The organism is Facilibium subflavum, assembly GCF_003574485.1.
Classification (GTDB): Bacteria; Pseudomonadota; Gammaproteobacteria; order Francisellales; family Francisellaceae; genus Facilibium; species Facilibium subflavum.
Genome location: NZ_QLIT01000033.1, coordinates 21,102 through 42,968, shown reverse-complemented (window position 1 = coordinate 42,968; position 21,867 = coordinate 21,102). Strand labels below are relative to the sequence as shown.

General features: G+C 38.5%; 18 protein-coding genes. 11 read left to right on the top strand and 7 right to left on the bottom strand.

The window, feature by feature from the left end; translation table 11 throughout:
- Positions 1-251: 251 nt before the first annotated feature.
- The 5 genes from DNK84_RS03095 (at position 252) to DNK84_RS03075 (ending at position 8,993) form a co-directional block, all read left to right on the top strand.
- On the top strand, positions 252-1,814 hold the full coding sequence (locus tag DNK84_RS03095; RefSeq protein WP_119343111.1) for an RHS repeat domain-containing protein: 1,563 nt from the start codon (positions 252-254) through the stop codon (positions 1,812-1,814).
- Positions 1,815-1,918: 104 nt separating this feature from the next.
- Positions 1,919-3,526, top strand: coding sequence for an RHS repeat domain-containing protein (locus tag DNK84_RS03090; protein ID WP_119343110.1), 1,608 nt, complete (start codon positions 1,919-1,921; stop codon positions 3,524-3,526).
- A gap of 21 nt (positions 3,527-3,547) precedes the next feature.
- Positions 3,548-5,125, top strand: coding sequence for an RHS repeat domain-containing protein (locus DNK84_RS03085; protein WP_119343109.1), 1,578 nt, complete (start codon positions 3,548-3,550; stop codon positions 5,123-5,125).
- A gap of 125 nt (positions 5,126-5,250) precedes the next feature.
- Positions 5,251-6,930 (top strand): RHS repeat domain-containing protein, encoded by a 1,680-nt coding sequence (locus DNK84_RS03080; RefSeq protein WP_119343108.1) that lies wholly within the window; start codon positions 5,251-5,253, stop codon positions 6,928-6,930.
- A gap of 365 nt (positions 6,931-7,295) precedes the next feature.
- A complete protein-coding gene (locus DNK84_RS03075; protein ID WP_119343107.1) occupies positions 7,296-8,993 on the top strand; it encodes an RHS repeat domain-containing protein in 1,698 nt (565 codons plus the stop codon).
- Between the two features lie 203 nt (positions 8,994-9,196).
- Here the strand turns inward: DNK84_RS03075 and DNK84_RS03070 are convergent, their stop codons facing one another.
- Positions 9,197-9,709 (bottom strand): outer membrane beta-barrel protein, encoded by a 513-nt coding sequence (locus DNK84_RS03070; protein WP_119343106.1) that lies wholly within the window; start codon positions 9,707-9,709, stop codon positions 9,197-9,199.
- A gap of 530 nt (positions 9,710-10,239) precedes the next feature.
- On the opposite strand from DNK84_RS03070, the gene DNK84_RS03065 reads away from it, so the two are divergent.
- The gene (locus DNK84_RS03065) at positions 10,240-10,860 is read left to right on the top strand and encodes a CerR family C-terminal domain-containing protein (RefSeq protein WP_119343105.1); all 621 of its coding nucleotides are present in this window, start codon (positions 10,240-10,242) and stop codon (positions 10,858-10,860) included.
- Between the two features lie 3 nt (positions 10,861-10,863).
- On the opposite strand, the gene DNK84_RS03060 is transcribed toward DNK84_RS03065, so the two are convergent.
- From DNK84_RS03060 to DNK84_RS03045, 4 genes are all read right to left on the bottom strand, one after another.
- Positions 10,864-12,072, bottom strand: coding sequence for an aromatic amino acid transport family protein (locus tag DNK84_RS03060; RefSeq protein WP_162902177.1), 1,209 nt, complete (start codon positions 12,070-12,072; stop codon positions 10,864-10,866).
- 252 nt (positions 12,073-12,324) lie between these two features.
- Positions 12,325-13,440 carry a histone deacetylase family protein gene (locus DNK84_RS03055; RefSeq protein ID WP_119343103.1) on the bottom strand — a complete coding sequence of 372 codons (1,116 nt, stop codon included), beginning with the start codon at positions 13,438-13,440 and terminating at the stop codon, positions 12,325-12,327.
- Positions 13,441-13,529: 89 nt separating this feature from the next.
- Positions 13,530-14,315, bottom strand: coding sequence for an amidohydrolase (locus DNK84_RS03050; RefSeq protein ID WP_119343102.1), 786 nt, complete (start codon positions 14,313-14,315; stop codon positions 13,530-13,532).
- Positions 14,303-15,439, bottom strand: a complete 1,137-nt coding sequence (locus DNK84_RS03045) for an aminotransferase class I/II-fold pyridoxal phosphate-dependent enzyme (protein ID WP_119343101.1) — start codon at positions 15,437-15,439, stop codon at positions 14,303-14,305. The genes DNK84_RS03050 and DNK84_RS03045 overlap by 13 nt, the downstream gene beginning before the upstream one ends.
- A gap of 164 nt (positions 15,440-15,603) precedes the next feature.
- On the opposite strand from DNK84_RS03045, the gene DNK84_RS03040 reads away from it, so the two are divergent.
- A complete protein-coding gene (locus DNK84_RS03040; RefSeq protein ID WP_119343100.1) occupies positions 15,604-15,906 on the top strand; it encodes an HU family DNA-binding protein in 303 nt (100 codons plus the stop codon).
- Between the two features lie 51 nt (positions 15,907-15,957).
- Here DNK84_RS03040 and trmB read toward each other — a convergent pair whose 3' ends face one another.
- Positions 15,958-16,647: a tRNA (guanosine(46)-N7)-methyltransferase TrmB gene (trmB, locus tag DNK84_RS03035; RefSeq protein WP_119343099.1), complete on the bottom strand. Its 690-nt coding sequence runs from the start codon at positions 16,645-16,647 to the stop codon at positions 15,958-15,960.
- 138 nt (positions 16,648-16,785) lie between these two features.
- Here trmB and DNK84_RS03030 point away from each other — a divergent pair, with 138 nt between their 5' ends.
- Both DNK84_RS03030 and DNK84_RS03025 read left to right on the top strand, forming a co-directional pair.
- A complete protein-coding gene (locus tag DNK84_RS03030; RefSeq protein ID WP_208123243.1) occupies positions 16,786-17,058 on the top strand; it encodes a hypothetical protein in 273 nt (90 codons plus the stop codon).
- Complete coding sequence (locus tag DNK84_RS03025) at positions 17,055-17,378, top strand: type II toxin-antitoxin system HicB family antitoxin (RefSeq protein WP_119343097.1); 324 nt, start codon at positions 17,055-17,057, stop codon at positions 17,376-17,378. The genes DNK84_RS03030 and DNK84_RS03025 overlap by 4 nt, the downstream gene beginning before the upstream one ends.
- 30 nt (positions 17,379-17,408) lie before the next feature.
- On the opposite strand, the gene DNK84_RS03020 is transcribed toward DNK84_RS03025, so the two are convergent.
- Complete coding sequence (locus DNK84_RS03020; protein WP_119343096.1) at positions 17,409-19,727, bottom strand: glycoside hydrolase; 2,319 nt, start codon at positions 19,725-19,727, stop codon at positions 17,409-17,411.
- Positions 19,728-19,857: 130 nt separating this feature from the next.
- Here DNK84_RS03020 and DNK84_RS03015 point away from each other — a divergent pair, with 130 nt between their 5' ends.
- Together DNK84_RS03015 and DNK84_RS03010 are read left to right on the top strand one after the other, a co-directional pair.
- Positions 19,858-20,424, top strand: coding sequence for a flavodoxin family protein (locus tag DNK84_RS03015; RefSeq protein ID WP_119343095.1), 567 nt, complete (start codon positions 19,858-19,860; stop codon positions 20,422-20,424).
- Positions 20,425-20,501: 77 nt separating this feature from the next.
- Positions 20,502-21,866 (top strand): flavin monoamine oxidase family protein, encoded by a 1,365-nt coding sequence (locus DNK84_RS03010; protein WP_162902176.1) that lies wholly within the window; start codon positions 20,502-20,504, stop codon positions 21,864-21,866.
- Position 21,867 lies beyond the last annotated feature (1 nt).

The following is a 21,867-nucleotide window of genomic DNA, read 5'->3' as shown; positions in this document are numbered from 1 at the left end:
AAGAGGCTAGCAAAGAAATGGTTAAATCGAAGAAGCCAGAAGCGGAAAATGAGTTGGGAGAAGTTCAACAAATATATTGAACGTTACCCACTACCGCAGCCACGAATCACACATGATTTTTATACTTTAACAGGTTCAGTGAGTTAAGTTGAAGAGCCGTATGTGGGAAATCTACAAGTATGGTTCTGTGAGGGGCATCATGCTTTCTCACATTATGTTTAAAATTTAAATTATAAATAGGAGAAACAGAGATGTCTACTCGACAAGTTAGATATTTTATAAAGCCATTTATCGCGGGGATATTGGCTTTAACACAACTGCTGCCTTGGCAATTTGCCAGGGCATCTTCTGTATCGCAAACGACAAAAACGATAAGTTATATTTATCATTACGACGATAACGGTAATCTAATCGAAGCCGATAAAAATGAAGTGACACAATATCAGTATAACTATAACAGTTTAAATCAGCTAGTATCGGTAACTGATGCTGTGAACAACAAAACCTATGATTATCAGTACTATGCCGACGGTCGCAGGGCAGCTAAGGTTGATGAGACTGTGGGTCAAGCAATTGATTTCTATTACGGCCAAAACGGCAAGCTGTTAAATGAAGCCTTGACGATAGATCAAGTTCAAACAAAGATAAGCAGTTATTTTGCCGGGGCTCGATTTATCAAGGATTTGCAGCATAGCAATGACAGTCAGCTAACACAAGCCTTAAGGGTCAGACACAATCACCCAGCAAGCATTGCCTTAAAAAATGGTGTGTCACAAACGACAAGTTACCATATCGATGATTACGGTCAATTAGCTAATAGCAATAATGAAGGTAACGCGTCAAATCAGGATGGTTTTGACTTTGATACAAACCCACATCTATTTGGGGCAGGTTACCATGATTTTGAAACGGGATTAAATTACCAGGGAGCCAGGTATTATAACCCTGAGGCGCAGCGCTTTGTTGCCCAGGATAGTTTTGATTTACTCAATCGTTATAACTATGCCAATGGTAATCCTGTGATGAACTATGACCCCAGTGGACATTACAGCATTAAAGATTTTGGCCATGATCTAAAGAAATACACCTGGGGTGAGAGTACAGGGCAGCATGTTGGCTTTGTTTTATCTTTGGCATTAGCCCCTGTTGGTGGCATTGGCTATGGCGTTGTTGGTGGTGCCATGATTGGCGGTATTGCAACAGCTGCTTCAGTTGGTATTGATGACCATTTTGATCATTGGAAACGCGATTTAATTTCTATTGGGATTAATGCGGGGATTGGTGGTGCTTTAGGTGGTGCTATACATATTGGTACCGGTGCCAGTAGAATGTCAGGACTTGGTGGTAGAGGATCGACTTTTGCTGAGGATGCTGTTCGTCAATTTACCTTTGATAAAGAGCCGCTTTTTCAGCTTACCCATGGTGGAGGTATGAAGGTAAACCGACAAACCATTAACAAGCTAAGCACAGCAGCCCTTAAGTATCGTGCTGAGTTAACCGAAGAAGAATATATATTAGTGATGCGAAAAATAGATACAAAAACAGCAGAAGCTAAGCTAATGGAAGAGTTCTCCAAATTAAAGGAGGCTAGAAGTTTAGGGCCAGAGCAACAAACGGATTTGCGTATATGTTTCTTCGTTAAAAATAAAGATAAATTCACGAATATGCAAGGTTATCTAAACAATGAAGAAGCCATATCTAACTCACTTCCTTCTGGAGGTGAAGAGCAAATAGTACATGGAGACTTATATGGTGCGTTTGATATTATAATAAACAAAATTCTCGCTCCATCCGATCACGTCATTCCAGCGTAGATGGGAATCTATAAGGGAGCAAAGTTCCCGTTTAAGGAGACTGGGCAAGAATATAGGCACAATATTTGTAAATAAATAAGCATAATAAGTATGGGGTATAATTTATGCAAGTTAACTATTTTAAGCCAGTTATCATGGGGATATTGGCTTTAATACCACTACTACCCTGGCAGTTGGCTAGGGCAGCAGTTGTATCACAAACAACCCAAACGACAAGCTATGTTTATCATTATGACAACAATGGTAACCTGGTTGAGGCCGATAAAGGTAAATCAGTACAGTATCAGTATAACTACAACAGCTTAAACCAGCTGGTAACCGTGACGGATGCGTTAAACAATAAAACCTATACCTACCAGTATTATGCCGATGGTCGTCGAGCGGCTAAAGTGGATAAAACTGCTAATCAATCAATTGACTTTTATTATGGTCAAAATGGCAAATTGTTAAATGAGGCACTGACAATAGACCAGGCGCAAACAAAGATAAGCAGTTACTTTGCCGGATCGCGATTTATTAAAGATCTGCAAAATACGAATAACAGTCAGTTAACCGAGTCTTTAGCTGTTCGTCATAATCACCCAGCCAGTATTGCGTTAAAAAATAGTGTATCACAGATTAAAAGTTATCATATCGATGATTATGGTAATTTAACCAACAGCAACAATAATACACAAAGCAATAATGATAACGGCTTTGATTTCGATCAAAACCCATATATATTTGGCGCCGGTTACCATGATTCTGAAACCGGATTAAATTACCAGGGTGCCAGGTATTATAATCCCAATGCGCAGCGCTTTGTTGCTCAGGACAGTTATGATTTACTCAATCGTTATAACTATGCCAATGGCAATCCTGTAATGAGTTACGATCCAAGTGGACATTACAGCATTAAAGATTTTGGTCACGATGTTAAGAAATACACCTGGGGTGAGAGTACAGGTCAGCATGTTGGCTTTGTCTTATCTTTGGCATTAGCCCCTGTTGGTGGTGTTGGTTATGGTGTTGTCGGTGGTGCCATGATTGGTGGCATTGCAACAGCCGCTTCAGTTGGTATTGATGATCATTTTAAACATTTACAGCGTGATTTGATTTCTATTGGAATTAATGCGGGGATTGGTGGTGCTTTAGGAGGTGTGACTGAATTTGGTATGTCAGGTGCCAAACGCGTTAATAGTTGGCGTAAAGGGTCTGCTGTTTTCAGAGAGCTAGAAGGTGAAGAAATGAGACCTTTGCTGCAGAATCAAGAACCTGAGAGCGATATTAGCATTGGCGAGACTGATAATTTAAATTCTAGCATTGAGGCTGAGTCAAGATTTGATCCTCGTAATAGCCCAGATTTTAGCTCAGGGAGATTGCAAGGTCCACGACGATCAAGTCTGGAAGAAGAGATACTTGCAGATATAGAACATTTATCCAGTGATGAAGAATTGCAGTTAAGTGAAAGTAGCTCTGAGTTCTCGTTGGATTCATTGTCAGATGATCTTGATGAATTAGTAGATACTCATGACGCTGATACTGCCTTTAGAGAATTAAAAACTGTTGCTCGCTCACACAGGTTTGAAAACAATATACCTTACCAAATGCCTAGTGATTTTATATCAGAGCCTTCGATCTTTTTTAGGCAGAGAGAAGATTTCTTCACAGATATTTCTTTCTATAAGAATGATGAGGTAAGAACGCCACATTTTGATTGGGATTATGCGTAGGAATTTAGATAAAGGCTTTTTATGAGAACATTTACTGTCGTACATATCGTATTGCTATCCTTATTGATGTGGCAATGGCAGTTAGGGTATGCAGCGGCTTTGCAAACGGTAAACGTATATATTTATCATTATGATAACAATGGTAATTTAATGCAAACGGATAAAAACAGTGTGACACAATACCAGTATGGTTATAACAGTTTAAACCAGCTGGTAACCGTGACGGATGAGTTAAACAATAAAACCTATGCTTATCAGTATTATGCCGATGGTCGCAGAGCCGCTAAGGTAGATCAGGCTGTGGGTCAGCAGATTGATTTTTATTATGGTCAAAATGGCAAGTTACTAAATGAAGCCTTAAATATTGATCAGATAACAACGAAGATGAGTAGTTATTTTGCCGGTGCCAGATTTATTAAGGATCTGCAACATAGCAATGACAGCCAACTCACCCAATCTTTAGGTGTTCGCCATAATCACCCGGCCAGCATTGCATTAAAAAATGGGGTGTCACAAACGACAAGTTACCATATTGATGATTATGGTCAATTAACCAATGGTAATGATGAAGGTAACGCGTCAAATCAAGAGGGTTTTAACTTTGAGACAAACCCGCACCTATTTGGCGCGGGTTACCATGATTTTGAAACCGGATTAAACTATCAAGGTGCCAGGTATTACAGTGCGGATATCACGCGCTTTGTCGCCCAGGACAGTTTTGATTTACTCAACCGTTATGATTATGCCAATGCCAACCCGGTGATGAACTATGACCCATCAGGACATAATGCCTTAAGCGCGATTGGTTCCGCCTTAAGTTCAAGAGAAAGTGTTTATACATTAAATGCCATTGGGATTGTGGCGTCAGTTATTGCAGTACCTGTTAGCGCGGGTACATCGTTAGCATTGGCTGGTGCTTTGATTGGTGTGGCTGCCGGCGGAGTGGGAATTGTCTCTCAGGGTTTAAGTGATGCCAAGATAGGTTCAGCAAAATTGCACCGAAACCTTAATATCGCCGCCACTGCATTAAGTGTTGCGGACGCTGGGTTTGGGGTTGCAACAATCGGTAAGACAGTACTGACAGCAAAAAAAAGCGAAGACTTCTTTGTTGGTGTTATTGATAAGCAGGCTACACGCTATGGCGTAAATGCTAAGGAGTTAATTGGAGACAATTATGATGTCCAGATGATGGTGGATAATGCAGTAGAGGGTAATCATATACAAAAATCCGGTATTTATCAGATAAGGGGGAGTCTACATAGAGGGATGGTGATAGAAACGCAGAGCAACTTTTTTATGATGGATTTTACTGCTTGGAATAAGGGAACCTTATGGCTAGACATTCTTGATAAAAAGCAAGGTGATGGTCTTTATAAGCACTTACGTTTAATTCGTAAGATTACTACAGAAGAAGCAAAGCAGGCGCTTACAAAGTTTAAAAGCTTTACTGAAAACGGGGCTGACATGCCACAATATCGCTTTTTTAGCTTTAATAATGAAAAAGCCAATTGCTGGCAGATGTGTGAAAGATTAATACAAGAAGATGTGAATACGTCTGTTTCGCCTTGGGTTGGGCTGTTTTCCGGGTTTGGGTTTTAAATAAATATGAAAAGAAGCAACAGAAATGTCGACTTGGCAAGCATATGATGAAGGCTTGGTAAGAAAACAAAAATAGTCACCTTGGGTAATTTGTATAAACGAAAAAGTCAAAAGAGGAATCATCAATGGAGTATAAAAAGAAAAATCCACAAGCTAAATGTAAAGCGCAGTTAAAACCGGTTGTTATTGGTCTGATGGCTGCGATGCAATTGATGCCGTGGCAAACGGTGCAGGCATCGACAATGCTGACACAAACAACGTCAACAATGACTTACAGCTATCATTATGATAAAAATGGTAATCTGGTTGAAACCGATAAAAACGAAGTGACACAATACCAGTATGATTACAACAGCTTAAATCGGCTAGTATTGGTAACGGATGTCATAAACAATAAAACCTATACTTATCAGTATTATGCCGATGGCCGCCGGGCGGCTAAAGTGGATAAGGCTGCTGGTCAATCAATTGACTTTTATTATGGTCAAAATGGCAAGCTGTTAAATGAAGCCTTGACGATAGATCAAGTTCAAACAAAGATAAGCAGCTATTTTGTTGGATCGCGATTTATTAAAGATCTGCAAAACACGAATAACAGTCAATTAACTGAGTCTTTAGGTGTTCGCCATAACCAACCGGCAAGTATTGTGTTAAAAAATGGTGTATCACAAACCACAAGTTATCATATCGATGATTATGGTCAATTAAGTAACAGCAACGATGAAAATCAAACATCAAATCAAGACAGTTTTGACTTTGAGCAAAACCCATATATATTTGGTGCCGGTTACCATGATTTTGAAACCGGGTTAAACGATCAAGGTGCAAGGTATTACAATGCGGATATCGCGCGCTTTGTCGCCCAGGATAGCTTTGATTTACTCAATCGCTATAATTATGCCAATGGTAATCCTGTGATGAACTATGATCCAAGTGGGCATTTTAGTCTTAGTAGCCTAATACCGCATGATAATGGTGGTATTGCAAACTTAGGTGTGCAATTTGGTGCTCAAGCATTAGTTTTTGGTGTTAGTGCTGGTATTGGTGTTGCTGGTGGGCCTGTTGGAGCGGCACTTTTTGCTGGAGCTTTTATTGGCGGTTCAGCCGGTGTTGGAGGTCTGCTACTGCAAGGCGAAATAAATAATGAGAAAATTGATGGTGCAAACTTGGCGATAGCTGGAGGGCTTGGTGCAGCTTTTGGTATGTTGGATGGGAGTGCTGGTTTTAAATTAGGTGCCAAAATGGCAAGCTTAAAGGCGAGTAATGCTGAGTTAACTCAAGAAAGAAACAAGTTGAGAGTTAATGTTTTGCAAGCTGATAATAATGGTTATCAGAGAGGCGTTAATGAAGGAGTAGGTATAAGACAAGAACTTGCGAATCAGAACCAAGTTCTTGAGCAGCAAAAAGCTAAACTACAAGCTGCATTGCGTGTTAAAGATGCAGAAAATACCAGATTAATGCAGGAAAAATCAGGTATGCAAGAAATAAATAAAGATCTTTTAGAGCAAGTACAGACTATGGGTAAGGAAAAGGCTAGTTTACAAGAAGCATCTGAGAAGCAATTGGGTGAGTTACAATCCATAAGAAAAGGTTTAGCTGAAAATCAAGGGGTGGTTGAAGGTCAGAGAAAGGTAATAAGAACACAAGCCAAAGCAAAAAGTGATTTACAGCAGCAGGTTACTTCCCAGCAGCAGCGGATAATGAGCCTAGAGAATGACAAACTTGCTCTTAATACAGAGCTTGATAAGATAAAGAACCCCCAAAAAACAACGAATTATATTCCCTTAGGAGGGGGTGCTGATTAAAAACAAATATATAAATCATTTGATTTTACTATTTGGTGAGTTATAATATTCATAAGTCAAACACTGGGGAGTGTATACTTGGCTTGTAGCCTTTTATTATAAACTGCAAGCCAAGATTAATTATTTATATCACTATTACTTGGAGCCGTTCCATAGAGCTGGGTAGAGCTGTTCTTGTGCAAAACTTTATTATCCTTACTTGGTGAAACCTGTGTGGCTGTCGCAAGTTGCCTAAAAAGTAATGGCAAAACCATAAGTTGGCCTTTTAATTTGGGTAGGCTTTTACAGTGGCATAATTATAGAGATAGGTTATTGCCGTGGCGATGAACGCTGATGTTTAAAAACAAGCAAGATGGGGTGGATTTATGCGAAATAAACGATTAAAGCCAATGATCTTTGGGGTGTTGACTTTTTTAATACAACTACTTTTTTGGCAGTTAGTCAGCGCATTTTCCATCACGCAAACAACAGTGACAAGTTATGTTTATCATTATGATAGTAATGGTAATTTAACTCAAACAGATAAAAACGAAATGGCACAATATCACTATGGCTACAACAGCTTAAATCAGCTGGTATTTGCGACAGATGCTGTAAACGATAAAACCTATACTTATCAGTATTATGCTGATGGTCACAGAGCAGCTAAAGTGGATGAGGTTAATGGTCAATCAGTTGATTTTTATTATGGTCAAAATGGCAAGCTGTTAAATGAAGCCTTGACGATAGATCAAGTTCAAACAAAGATAAGCAGCTATTTTGCAGGTAGCAGGTTTATTAAAGATCTGCAAAATACGAATAACAGCCAGTTAACAGAAAGCTTAGGCATTAGACATAATCACCCAGCCAGTATTGCGTTAAAAAATGGTATTACGCAAACCACAAGTTATCATATTGACGATTATGGGCAACTAATCGATAGTAATGATGATACGCAAAGTACAACAGATAACGGTTTTGACTTTGAGCAAAACCCATATATATTTGGCGCGGGTTACCATGACTTTGAAACCGGATTAAACTATCAAGGTGCAAGGTATTATAATCCCAATGCTCAACGCTTTATCGCCCAGGATAGCTTTGATTTAATTAATCGTTATAACTATGCCGATGGCAATCCTGTAATGAGTTATGATCCCAGTGGGCATAATGCGATAGGTGAGTTTTTTGGCTCAAGTGCGGGAAATTATATATTAAACGGTGTTGGTATTGCTGTAAGTGCTGCTTCTATCGCTGTAGCACCTGAGCTAACCATGCCATTAATTATAGGTGAGGCAGCAGGGATAGGTTCAGGTGGTTTAGGGATAGTTGCACAAGGGTTAAGTGATGGGCATATTGGTTCAAAGAAGGTAGCTCAAGGACTTAATACAGCTTCTATGGCGTTGGGTATTATGTCTTTTGCGGTAGGTGTAGGAGATTTAGGTTTTGCGGGATATAAACAATACCAGCGTGTGGCAAACAATACACGCTGGATTGAAGAAGATGTTGAGCTAGATACTATTCCATCAAATTGGCAAGAAGTTAAGTCAAATGGTGAGTCTTTTACAAATGGCGCATTTGGGGAGGTTTATTTATATAAAAACAAATTTTACAAGCGAGGTATTGTTGAGCGTTATCTTGCAGAGCCTAACGCTAATGTTTATCAAAATTATGTTTTAAATCCGCATCGTGCCGCTGCATTTTGGAACTATTACTTTAGTCAGGCTTATGATGGTCAAGGTATGGTATATGCCACAGCAACAGTGAGAAAACTTTTGAATGGGGAGAAGGAAATAGAGGTGTTAGTAACCCCAAATCTTCGTGCTTTTTCAGTCAAAAGATCAGTTATTTCAGATGAGATGTTAAGCGCTTTTTCAGAAGAAATGTCAAAGCTTAGTATGTATATAGGGGATGCTCACACGGATAATGTGGTTGTTATCAATAACAGAATATTTCCGATAGATTATGATTTAGCCTATATGACAGAAACTACAGGCCAGAGTAACGGCTTGTTAATACAGGGCAACAGTGGAGTAAAAGAAATTTCAGATTCTTTACAAACACAGGTTATTAGTAGATACTAAGCGCCATAATTTTGAATCTGTTTTTTTTGATGCTCCGTAATAATCGATTAAAACTATTTGTGCTGGAATGAGGTTAATAACGTAAGGCTTAAGCTTGGTGAAAAGCACTCGCAAAACCATTTACTAATGCTGTGAATAGTGGTTCATAGAGCCTGACCTAGCAGCTTTTATGAAAGTATGGCAATTGTGAGCATGAAACGGGTTTAAAAATAATGGATAAACCCAATATCAAATGTATTCATCACACCATGGGTCTTATAAGGGAAGATACTGCGATAGTTAAAGGTAATCGCGTAATTACGTGAAACGGTATAGGCAACACCGGCACCAATATTAGGTGCCGCTTCGGTATTGTTGATGGACAATGCGCCAATGCCACCTAGGATATAAGGGGTGAATTTTGTTGAGTTTGGCAGTGAGAAAACGGCATCAATGCGCGTGTAGGTGCTGAATTTATTCGCCTCATTTCCTTTGCTTCTGCCAATAAAGAAAATTCCACCACCCTTTAAGGCGAAATAAGGGGTGAAACTGTAACCAATGCTTAAAGTTGCCTCAGGCGTGTCGCGATAACCTGTACCATTATTAAACATCAAGCCAAAAGCAGGTGCGGCAAAAAATCCTGTACGTTTCGGTAAATCAGAATAAGTGTTTGCAGCATATGCGCTTGTGGAGATCAAGCTTGTAACAGAGAGTAATGAATAAATCGTTTTTTTCATTTTATATTCCTTTTCAGTTTATATGCATTTTAAGTAGTGTATACCCATCACAAACCATTTTACAGTATTTCTGTCATCGAATTTCTTGCATTTTTGAGCGATGTGATTTTGCCAATAGTCCTTGCTATTACCTGCAATTCAATCGCTCAAAACGATCAAAAACTTCTTCGACGCCGAACATCGCAAAATGATTTACGATGGGTATAGTTATTTCTAAATCCCGTGTTAACAGAATTCTTATACATTCCCCATAAATTACTTTATCAGATTTATTGCCCGGCAGATAAATTCCGTAAAATGATTCACAAGTGGTATATTATGCTTTGGGTGTGCATTATAACAAAATACCAACAAATTAATCAATTAATTAAAATGTAAGATTTATCAATAATTGAAGTGGTATATATTTTTAGTGGTAGACCTTCTACGAGTGTAATAGAAGCTATTTTAACAAACGAATAATATTGCTATGTGACATTAGCAGGAAATATTGCTAAGCTTGTGCTACTAGAAAGGAACATGGATTATTTATGGCACGAGAAATTGTAAAAGAAAAATTACTAAAAGCAGCATTATTAACATTTTCTGAGTTTGGTTACTCAGCAACAACCACGCGAATGATTGCATCTGAAGCAGGTGTTAATATTGCAGCGATCAGTTACTATTTTGATGGGAAAGAAGGTTTGTATCAGGCTTTAATTCAATCAATGGTCGAAAAATTTAAACAACAGATTACTGGCATGCAAATGCAGGTAAAAAATGAGCTTGGTTATGCGGATCAAAAGGCGGCTAAAGCCTTGTTATTATCATTTTTAGCCCAACTTGCACAAGCATCCATGGGGGATGAAATTCGCCAATTTGCACTGATTATGATCCGAGAGCAAAATAACCCAAGCCAGGCTTTTGGCTATCTTTATGAGAATTTTAGTGGGAATGTATTATCTACAATCAAGCATTGTTTAGAGAAAATCATGCCAGGGAAAAGTGATATTTACTACGTTCTAACCACACAGTCCTTAATGGCACAGGCACTGTTATTTCTTGCCTTTAAAGGAAATTTAAAACACCTGCTAAAAACAAATGAGTTTACGCCTGAGCATTTTGAAACACATTATAAGCTTCTAGAAAATACCATAGAAAAATTGGGCTAAACTTTACATAAGAAAAAGCCCGAGCAATAAGCCAATAATAATGATAAGACTTATTAAAGTGATGATGGCCCGTGTTTTTCTGCCACCTGCAATTCCAGTAAGGTTCTCCACGTTTGGTGTATAGGTTTTAAACGCTGCAAATGCGGGTAAGAAAAGCGCATAGAGTAAACCGAAATAGCCGGATATGGAAAGTGCATTGATAAACAGGCCTTTATAGAAAATCACCGCCAAATAAGGTGGGATAAATGCAATTAATCCGGCAATGATGCGTCCTTTTAATTTCCAGTCTAGCTCAAAACAATCGACCCAAAAATCCGTAAAGGCGATAGATACGGCAAGAAAAGAAGCAAATAAGGTAACATCGAGAAATGCTTGAATCAGTATCGAAGCAAAGGCTGCATTTGGCGTTTGATTGATCACATTGATTAGCTCAGACAGATTATGAATTGGTACCTTTCCGATAGCAGCTGAGTTGATAAATCCAACAATAGTCGCTGCCCAAAGCAAATAAATAAGGCAGGTAATCGTTGTAGCAATGATAATAATCTTCTTTAATGTTTTAAGATTATTCTTCCCAACATAGTTAACCAGAGAAGGGACCAAAAGTTGATAGCAAAAAGCTAATGCAACCACTAAAACACCTTGGGGTAGTAATGATATCTGGAGATTTGATGTAAAGCTTTTTAGTGAAATATAATGGCTTAATAATGTAATAACGATAATGAGAGAGCCAAGCTTTACAAGCATGATTAAGCGGTTGATCCGTTCGGCATGTTTCATACCCATTACAACAATGCTGCCTAAAATAAAAGTGAAAAGAAAGCTGATTTGTGTGGCAGAGAGTTTTATCGAAGTATAAGGCTTTATTAAGCTGATTAATAACTGCGGGCTTGCCGCGATATAGGCGGCAATAGAGCTGTATATGGCAATGCCAAAGGCAATAACTGTAATATATTTACCAGATCGACCAAATGCATGATAAGCAACAGAAGAGAAATGATTGCGAAAAGCAGGTAGCTTTACACTGACTTCAAGGGTTAAAAGTCCAGAGATACACATGAGTATGTAGAACAAAATGATAATCCCAGAGGTGAGGATTAATCCAAGTTGTGTTGCAAGAATAGGCAAGGCTAAAATGCCAGCGCCAATCATACAGCTGACGATAAGTAGTATGCAGCCAATAAATTTGGTTAGCGTTATTGGTGATTTCATATTAAAATCCTTAGTGATATACCCATCACAAACCATTTTACAGTATTTCTGTCATCGAATTTCTTGCATTTTTGAGCGATGTGATTTTGCCAATAGTCCATGTTATTACCTGCAATCCAATCGCTCAAAACGATCAAAAACTTCTTCGGCACTGAACACCGCAAAATGATTTACGATGGGTATATATAAACAAGATAAATACGCTAATGGCGTTGGTGTGTTTTTATATGCTATCATTGTGTCCAATGTTTTCTATGGCGCAGTTAATTCGGTGTTGTGATTAGATTGTTCAGATAGAAATTGCTGTGGTGTTAAAGGTTGGCTTAGTGCTTTTAGGTGTTCATAAAGTGCTTGTGAAAACCCATCACCTTCAACATTATATCCACCTTCTAATATAGAAATAATTGGTATGGGGGCGTTTTTTTGTTGTTGATATGCTTGTTGTTTAATCATTAACGTTAAATCAAAATAGGCTTTATCTGTGAGGCCTTCACCTGGCAAGAAGCGCGCAATGGGATCCATGTGTCTTGCATCAAAGCCGGCTGATAGAATAATTAAATCAGGATGAAAACAGCTAAAGGCCTGATCTAAAGAAAATTTAAAGGCATGTAAGAAGTTTTGATCGGTAAAACGCATCTGTGGTAAATGGATATTATCGATATAGCTTGCGGTATTATTTGCTTTTCCTTTTAAGGTACCAAGATTGCATGGCATGCCATTATCTGAGGGGGTATAAGGATAATTATCCGCATTGTGAGAGGAAATAAAATAAATTAAAGGGTCATGAAAGCGCGCGGTAAATCTGTTGTCTTTGATATCTTGTGCGCTAAAGAAGATATTTTGTGTGCCATTGCCATGATGATAATCAAAATCAATGATCATGATGTGTTTTTTATTAAAGTGCTGGTGGGCATAAAGAGCCGCAATTGCTGCATTATTGTAATAGCAATAGCCTTCACCACAGTCAATGCCACCTTCTCGTTGATCTTCAATATTTACGCCACCTTTATAGCTGTGATGTCCAGGTGGGCGTGTGGCACAAAAGGCAGTTTGATAGCGACAGCCTTCATCAAGAATGCTGTGGAGTGTCTGTGTTATTGCATCAATTGGATAAATGGCCGATTGCGCCTTGGTGGATTGCTGTATTTCTTTGATGTGGGATAAAGGGTGTGCTTGAGAAAGTAAGGGATCAAATTGATGTATCGTTGTATTTAAAGTTAATTCATGGATATCAATAAAACCATCTTTTTGTGCTTTTTTCATCGCTTTTTCAACGATATCAAGACGTGCTTTTTTTTCGGGTGAGCCTGAAAAATTAAGATGATTTTTAAAAAGTGCATGATTATGAACAAATAGTGTTTTAGACAAAATAGTACTCCTTTGTTGTTCTATTTTAGAACGTATTTATATCTCCATAAGTCTATTTGAGCCTAATACTAATAACAAAGTCAAGCCTGTTATTTATTTATATGTAAAGAAAAATTATCTTGGGAAGCCAACATTTGAAAGCTTTGGCGATATTGTATGAGCGCTTTTTTATCAAATTGATGGACAAGTACACCTGGTGTGTTTTGATCAATCTGCTGCACGATGGTCCCATCGAAATTAATACAAAGGCTGTCACCTGTATAATCAATACCAAGGCCGTCAGTGCCAATACGATTGCAACCCACAACATAGGCCTGGTTTTCAATGGCACGCGCCTTAAGCAAAGTACGCCAGTGATCGCGACGCTTAGCAGGCCAGCTGGCAATGTTAATCAATAAATCATAATCATTATTATTACAGTTAAACACGGGAAATCGCAGATCAAAACAGATAGAAGGCAGAATGTTAAAGCCTTTATATTCAATGATAACGCGTTTATCACCGGCAGCTAAAATATGGGCTTCATCAGATAATACAAATAAATGCCGTTTATCATATGTGTATACTTTCTTTTCAGCGGTTACAAATATCAGTCGGTTAACTGGTTTATTCTCGTTATTCAGCACCATAACACTGCCAGTAATCGCAGCATGTTTTTGCTTTGCATGCTTATACATCCACTCAATAACATTTCCCTGGTTACTCAAGGCATGCTCGATGTTTGGACTAAAACCGACATTAAACATTTCAGGCAGAATAATTAAATCAACTTGATCATGGATTTGCCTGATGATATTATCAAAATGATGATAGTTTGCCGTTGGGTCTTCCCAGGCAATATCGCTTTGGATGACCGCCACTGTTAAATTTGACATAGGATTTCGGCTCCTTTGTTTAACACATCATCGTATTTGGCAAAGCAAAGTCTTACAAGGCCTTGTTGTGGTGTTTCATAAAGGCTTGATATTGGCACAAGCCCAATGCCATGGCGCATAATTAAATCCTGGCAGAAGCTGAAATCATCCTGATCAGAAATAGCACGATAATCCAAAATTTGAAAAGGGGAGCCATGCCAGGGCAAAAGTGTAAATCGGCTTTTTTCCAATAATTTCGCAAGCTTTCTATGTTGATTTTGGTAAAGTGCAGGTAAATCCTGCCAGTATTCTGGGTGTTTGTTAATACCATCGGCCAGGGCAAGCTGCATCGGCATTGGCGCTGAAAAGGTTGTAAACTGTTTCACCGCTAATAAATTAGGAAGCAACTTCTTAGGTGCAATGCAGGCGCCCAGTCGCCAGCCGGTAAGATTATAAGTTTTGCCTAGTGATTGTACAACAATAAGCTGATCATGTAATTGTGGAATTTGTATTGCACTGGTGAAGCTATCTGCGGCATATATATGCTCATAAACCTCATCACTTAATAATAAAATATCTTTGCCTTGAATCAATTTTGCAATTTCTTTGTATTGCTCAAGCGAGATAACACTGCCCATGGGGTTGTGAGGTGAGTTAAGAATAATCAGTTTTGTTTTATCATTAATCGCATTTGCCAGTGCTTCAAGATCAATTTGCCCATCTTGTTTTAAATTCAGGCGCCTGCTGACACCTTGAATCATTGAGACAATGCAAGGATAGGCATCAAATGCCGGGTCAAAATAAATCACTTCATCGCCTTGGCCAACATACGCCATCATCAGGGAAAATATTGACTCAATCGCGCCTGCGCTAATCATAACACGATCATCCGGGTTGATAGAGACATCGTAACATTGCTTTACTTTTTCAGCAATAGCCTGGCGAAGCTCAGGAGTTCCCGGAATGGGTGAGTATTTATTAAAACCTTTTTGCGTATAATAGTGTAATCGATCAATAAGCCAGTCAGGGGTTTTAAAATCAGGTGCACCTTGTGTGAAATTGATGGCATTATGTGCTTGTGTCATCACGGACATTTTGCCAAAAATAGACGCTTCTGTAATAAGGCTTGGCTTAGGCTGTATCATGGTTGTTTGACCGTTAAAAAAGTAATAATAAGACTAAAATAACACAAAATAGGCTTGTTATCGTAAAAATATTATATAAAACAGCAGTTTTAGGTTGCTATTCTTGAAAATGCGCACTATGTTTTATTACGAGGATCAACACAACTCACAAGGAGTCAATGCAAATGTCAAAACAAGTAAAGTCGTATAGCAAAGATGAATTCTTGACATTGGTCAAGGAAAAGTCAGGTCTGACAAAGGCAGATTCTGCCCGCGCATTAAATGCCATTTTCGACTCGCTGGAGGATATTTTATCCAAAGGCAATAAAGTCAGCTTTGTCGGCTATGGTTCATTTAGCGTTGGGCATCGTGCTGCACGTGAAGGACACAACCCGCAAACTGGACAGAAGATAAAAATCAAAGCTTCTAACGTCGTGAAGTTTTCACCAGGGAAAGTCCTAAAAGAAGCAGTTAATAAGAAAAAGTAGCATCATATTAGGGAGGTGATTATTAATTTATCACTTTTTTCTTATTAGCTTTTAGAACTTTTTCGTAAAAATAATATCCCAAACGCCATGCTTGAGAGCATGGCCACGTTTTTCAAACTTCGTTAGCGGCCTGGTTTCAGGCCGTGGTGCAAAGCCTTCAAATTTATTTTGCAATTGATCATTTTGTTCAAATAGCACAAGGACTTCTTCGGCATATTCCTGCCAGTCTGATGCAAAGTGGATAAAACCATTTTGTTTGAGTCTACTCACCATCAACTCAGTAAAATCTTTATTCACAAGCCGGCGCTTATGATGGCGTTTTTTATGCCAAGGGTCGGGAAAGAAGATTTGAATGCCATCTAACGCATCATTAGTAATACAGCGCTTAAATACCTCAACAGCATCATATGTCATAATTTTTAAGTTTGTAAGTGTATCATGATGAATCCTATCCAATATATTACCAATACCAGGTTCGTGAATTTCAATACCAATAAAATTTTTCTCTGGTAATGTCTTTGCCATTTCAACCAGACTGTCTCCCATGCCAAAACCAATTTCCACAATAAGTGGCTGGCTTTTTGGAAAATGTTGAGACAAGTCGATAAGTGATGGCTGGTAAGGTATGGTATATAATTCTGCAAAATTTTCCAGCGCATGCTTTTGACGCTTTGTCACTCTTCCTGCGCGTTTGACAAAGCTTTTTACGGTACGTAAATGTTGTGGTTTATCATGATTCATAAAAAATGCGCTTTTTATTTGAAACGGCCATATGGTAGGTGGTTAGTAGTAAAAAGTAAAGTAATAATGTAACACTGCGACATTGTCGTTTTTTCCATGATTGCAATATTTATAAAATAGTATTATTATTGATACTATATGAGTAAGGTGAAGCGTATAGTGATGGCGGCAAATAAAATAATTAAGAAGATGAAAGAGAACCCTGCCAACATACGTTTTAGTGACTTGGTAAAAGCTTGTAAAGAATATTTTGGTGAGCCTAGACAATCCGGCAGTAGCCATATGATCTTTAAAACACCCTGGGCTGGGGACCCCAGAATTAATATTCAAAATGATAATGGTAAAGCAAAGCCCTACCAGGTGAAACAGTTTTTATTGGCAATTAAAAAACTAGAGGAGCGCAGAAAATGAATACGGATCATTATACTTATCGTGTAACTTGGTCTGCTGAAGATAGTGAATATGTTGGTTTATGTGCGGAATTTCCATCGCTTTCCTGGCTTGATAAATCACCAGAGCTAGCACTTAAAGGCATTAGAGAAGTTGTTCATAGCACATTAATCGATATGCAGACAAGTAATGAAAAAATTCCACTACCACTTGCAGATAAAAATTACAGTGGTGCTTTTATGGTTAGAGTTCCACCGGAAGTACATCGAAGCTTAGCCATAAAAGCAGCTGAGCAAGGTGTGAGCCTTAATAGACTTATTAGCGCTAAATTGGCAAGTTAGTGTGTATGATTCTTTTACAAAACACTCGGGCTATGTGGTGGAAAAAGCAGGAAGCTTGTTGGTATCAAGTAAAAAAATGCGCTTATCGTTTTCAAAGGCGATTAATGATTTTGCAGGTAAGGTGATTTTTGTTTTGTTGTGTATTATTAAGGCTTGTTGATTGGCAAAATTGGCAATCACCTTTATCCCGTTACTAAAAGTAGTTTGTTGTAGTAATTTGTTATTATTTAACCATGTGAAGTCCGTCATATCTGTGTTGCTAAGCTGCAGGGAAAATTTTTGCCATTGAGTAAGGTACGTTGACAATACTTTTTTATGCTTGATCCAATAGTCTCGATCTAAATGAAGTAAAGGCGGATAATCATATAAAAAGGTTTTGATAATATTGTTGGTAATCTCCTGTGGAAACTTAAATGTGCCATATTCCCAGTGGTCACTGACGATCACACTATTATGAAATACTAATTGGTAAAGTGGAATGCTATATTGTGGTGAAAAGTGTATTGTTTCAATTATTGGCTTTAATGGTGTTGGTTTAGCATATCTTGGCGGAATCCCTAGTGGTGCATAGTATGCACCCATGTAAAAGCGGGATTTTTTGTTTTGACGCATATCCTTATCCCAAATACCTGCTGTGACATTGCCATGTCCATAAGCAATAACAGGCGCGCTATAAGCATCCCCATTTTCAGTGCCGACAACCAGGTGATAAGTATTCGCTGCATAGGCCATCCGTTTTAAGCGGTTTTGTGCATCTTGGGCTTTTGTCATTGGGTGTGATGGTGAGAAATCATGATAAAGCATTCCGGTGCCATCGGTGTCAAAGAACCAGGAATTAAAAGGGATATTATCATCAACAATGGTTTGTTTGAGGCGATATTTTACCTCTGGCATAGAAAAGCTTGAGTTTAATACTCTGCCACGATTTAAAAACCCAGAAAGATGACTGCCATTTTGTTTTTGAATCGTGTATTTTTGGTATAGATTATCATTATTTTGGAAATGAGCGGTTGACCATGACTGTTTTAACTGAATTGAACTGTAAGAGTCATAAGGGGCAATAAGGTAGCCATCTTTTACAGCCTGCTTGATAACATTTTGATGCAAACTGCCAAGTAAACGGTCATCCAAACCAAGCCAGGCGTGCTTTAAACCGATGGATTGAAGCTCGTTAAGCATCCATAAAGATACACCATTTCCCCATTGTGCAACTGGGGAGATATCATCTGAAAAGACAGATTGAATCAGTGCTTTATTAAGCGTAATGGTTTGTTGTGTATTAAGGTCTTGATCTTTTTTCTGCAGTAGCTGCTTTGCCGTTGTATTGAGTTTGATTTGATTAAATACATCTTTGTTATAGAGCTTGTTATCTTGCACAAGGTCAATCATCAGGTTTTCAAAATTTGCCTTATCCCATACAGATAACGATTTCTGTTTTGCTATTTGTTGCAAAACTGTATTGTGATATTTCTCTTTACCAAGCTTGGCAAAATATTGAACGGCATTGTCATTTTTGCTGGCAAGTTGTTGTCGAATAAATTTTTGCAAAGCATGCCATTGGATATTTTTCTCGCCAATAAGCTCATCCCCCCAAAGGTAGATAAATGGTGCACCAATAAGCTTATTAATATCAGGGACACTTTTGGCTTTTTGTTCAAGTGTGACATAATCGCTTATTTGCTGTTTATACGTTTTAGCAATATCGGTAATCGTCGGTTTTGTAATAAAAAAATCATAGGATACACTTTGATCTTTATTTAATGTATTCCATTGATGCATAAAATAAAGGGTCAGGCGATTGTTGTGATTTTCAAACCAATACTGACTGTTGAAATAGTTATGTAAAATATACACAGCAGCAAAACGGCCAAAAATACCGCCGACAAAGGGCATGGATAGTCCTTCAGAAGCTTGTGTTTTACCGGATTTTCCAACTGTTTTGGTTAAATAATCTAACCAGGGTTTATTATCAGATGGGATGAATTTTCCTTGCCCCATAATCGGTAGTACAAACGATTGAATGCTTTGCCCAATCACTGGGAAAATAACCTCCAGGTTGTCTTGGTAAGTAAATTGTACGTTTAACTGTTGATGATTTACCTGCACATTTACCAGGGTTTTATCGCGAACAAAACTGATAGAAGTTGATGTTTGCTTAAGTTTTGATACTGTCTTGGCTGTTTGCGCATTGGATAAGACTTTCCTATCATAGGTAAGCTTCATTGTATCAGGGTAAAATAAAAAGCAGTGATTCTGGCTTAAACAAAGTGAAGCTGCCTTTGAAAAGCTTGTCGTTGGCAGTAGTAGCAGTAAAAATAATGTATAGATAAACGATAAAAACAATCTCATCATGACCCCCTTATGTTCTTGTAACAAATCAAAAGACAATTCTAGCAAGCATGATGATAAAAACCAATCGCGGTGTGCCTGCGGGCATGGTAGAATATGCAGATTGGATAAGAATAAGTATCATTTTCGTATGAGAAATGTTGCGATTGTTTATTTCAGTGGCTATGGTCATACCAAAAAGGTTGCTGAGCACATTAAAATTGGCATTGAGCGCGTTAAAGAGGTTTATGCCAGTCTGTTAAGCGTTGATGAAATTAAAGATGTTGATGCATTAAATGATTATGAAGCAATTGTGTTTGGTGCGCCTACATATATGGGTTCTGTGCCTTATCAGTTTAAAAAATTTATGGATGATGCTTCAAAAGTGTGGCTGAAGCAGGCGTGGAAAGATAAATTGGCGGCTGGATTTACCAACTCAGGATCTTTAAGTGGCGATAAATTTAATGTATTAATGCAGCTTTGCACTTTTGCCTGCCAGCAGGGGATGATATGGTTATCACTGGGTGTTGAAAATACATCAGGGCAATATGAAAGTAGCAGTGGCCATGTAAAGGCACTTAATCGAATGGGTGCGTCATTAGGGCTTATGACCCAATCAGAAAATAATACACCCGATGTCACACCACCAATTGGTGATAAAAAAACAGCAGAGCTATTTGGCCAACGCATTGCAAACTACGTTTTAAAGCTTGGTTGATTTTGTTAAAAAATACTGCCTAATCCCTAATTTATGTGTAAACTTAAACTCGAGTTTATAACAAAGGATAGATAATTGTGCGATCGTATGATGTGATCATAATCGGTGCGGGGGTTTCAGGGCTTGCAGCAGCCAGAAATTTAATATTAAACGGTTTTGATGTGCTGGTTTTAGAAGCGCGGGACTATATTGGCGGGCGTGTTGTCAGTGAGCATTTTGCTGGTGCGACTGTTGATCTTGGTGCTTCCTGGATTCATGGTGTTGAAGAAAACCCCATTACGCGTTTGGCAACAAAGCATGATATTGCAACACAGCGCTCACAAATGTGTGGGCCATCTCCGGATAACATATTACATCGCACAATTTTTGATGAGAATTTCACACGGCTAACGCACGAAGCAAAACTTGAGATTGCCAGTGTGATGGCGGATTTTCTTGATTACTTAAGCTCAGTACAATCAGAGGATGATTTGCATTTAAAATCTATTTCTGATTTAAAGCGCTGTTTTATGATTCTTTATGGTGATAAAGCAGAAAAATATCAACAGCATATTGATTACTTGGTTGATACGATTTTTTTATATGAGTTTGCTGTAGAGGCAGATGATTTATCCGCAGAAAGCTATCATGCGGACCATGACTTTGCCGGGCATGACCGCTTATTCCCAAAAGGTTATGGCCAGATTGCCTATGTTTTAGCACAAGGTGTTGATATTTTACTAAACCAAGTGGTTCAGCAGATCGAATACAGTGCTGATATGGCAAAGGTCATTACACAAGATCAGCAGTATAGTGCAAGTTATGTGCTTGTAAGTGTGCCCTTAGGTGTACTAAAAAGGGGTGATATTGGTTTTGAGCCTTATTTACCAAGGCTAAAACGCGAGGCTTTACATGCGCTTCAGATGGGGACACTTAATAAAATATATCTGGCGTTTGATCATGTGTTTTGGGATAAACAGGCACAAAGTATTGCTTGTTTATCTGATCAGCATAAAATTGCGCGTGAAATGATTAACTTATATCCGATGACTGAGCGGCCTATTCTGGCAGCTTTTACTGCTGGAGAGTTTGCAGAGTCAATGGAAAGGTTAAGTGACCAGGAGCTTGTTGATCTGGTGATCGATGCCTTACGACAAATGTACGGTGATAATATCCCTGCTCCAGTTCACCATAGAATTACGCGTTGGCATCAGGACCCCTTTAGTTATGGTTCTTATTCGTATCTGCCTGTTGATGTAAAGGCATCACAGCGTGCGCATCTGGCCGAGGCAATTGACAGTAAGGTTTTTTTTGCAGGTGAAGCGACTTCTGTTTACTTTCCTTCTACTGTGCATGGTGCATTTTTAAGTGGTGTTCGTGCTGCGTATGAAATTTTACAAACCGACCTTTTAACGGAAGATATTCGCCGGAAAACGGCTAAACTAGAGAAAGTTTATTTATAAG

Coding starts and splice junctions, on each gene's coding strand:
- DNK84_RS03015 (WP_119343095.1), top strand. CDS start 19,858: ATGAGAAATGTTGCGATTGTTTATTTCAGTGGCTATGGTCATACCAAA.
- DNK84_RS03060 (WP_162902177.1), bottom strand. CDS start 12,072: ATGAAATCACCAATAACGCTAACCAAATTTATTGGCTGCATACTACTT.
- DNK84_RS03070 (WP_119343106.1), bottom strand. CDS start 9,709: ATGAAAAAAACGATTTATTCATTACTCTCTGTTACAAGCTTGATCTCC.
- DNK84_RS03085 (WP_119343109.1), top strand. CDS start 3,548: ATGAGAACATTTACTGTCGTACATATCGTATTGCTATCCTTATTGATG.
- DNK84_RS03095 (WP_119343111.1), top strand. CDS start 252: ATGTCTACTCGACAAGTTAGATATTTTATAAAGCCATTTATCGCGGGG.
- DNK84_RS03050 (WP_119343102.1), bottom strand. CDS start 14,315: ATGTCAAATTTAACAGTGGCGGTCATCCAAAGCGATATTGCCTGGGAA.
- DNK84_RS03040 (WP_119343100.1), top strand. CDS start 15,604: ATGTCAAAACAAGTAAAGTCGTATAGCAAAGATGAATTCTTGACATTG.
- DNK84_RS03090 (WP_119343110.1), top strand. CDS start 1,919: ATGCAAGTTAACTATTTTAAGCCAGTTATCATGGGGATATTGGCTTTA.
- DNK84_RS03045 (WP_119343101.1), bottom strand. CDS start 15,439: ATGATACAGCCTAAGCCAAGCCTTATTACAGAAGCGTCTATTTTTGGC.
- DNK84_RS03080 (WP_119343108.1), top strand. CDS start 5,251: ATGGAGTATAAAAAGAAAAATCCACAAGCTAAATGTAAAGCGCAGTTA.
- DNK84_RS03020 (WP_119343096.1), bottom strand. CDS start 19,727: ATGAGATTGTTTTTATCGTTTATCTATACATTATTTTTACTGCTACTA.
- DNK84_RS03025 (WP_119343097.1), top strand. CDS start 17,055: ATGAATACGGATCATTATACTTATCGTGTAACTTGGTCTGCTGAAGAT.
- DNK84_RS03065 (WP_119343105.1), top strand. CDS start 10,240: ATGGCACGAGAAATTGTAAAAGAAAAATTACTAAAAGCAGCATTATTA.
- DNK84_RS03075 (WP_119343107.1), top strand. CDS start 7,296: ATGCGAAATAAACGATTAAAGCCAATGATCTTTGGGGTGTTGACTTTT.
- trmB (WP_119343099.1), bottom strand. CDS start 16,647: ATGAATCATGATAAACCACAACATTTACGTACCGTAAAAAGCTTTGTC.
- DNK84_RS03030 (WP_208123243.1), top strand. CDS start 16,786: ATGAGTAAGGTGAAGCGTATAGTGATGGCGGCAAATAAAATAATTAAG.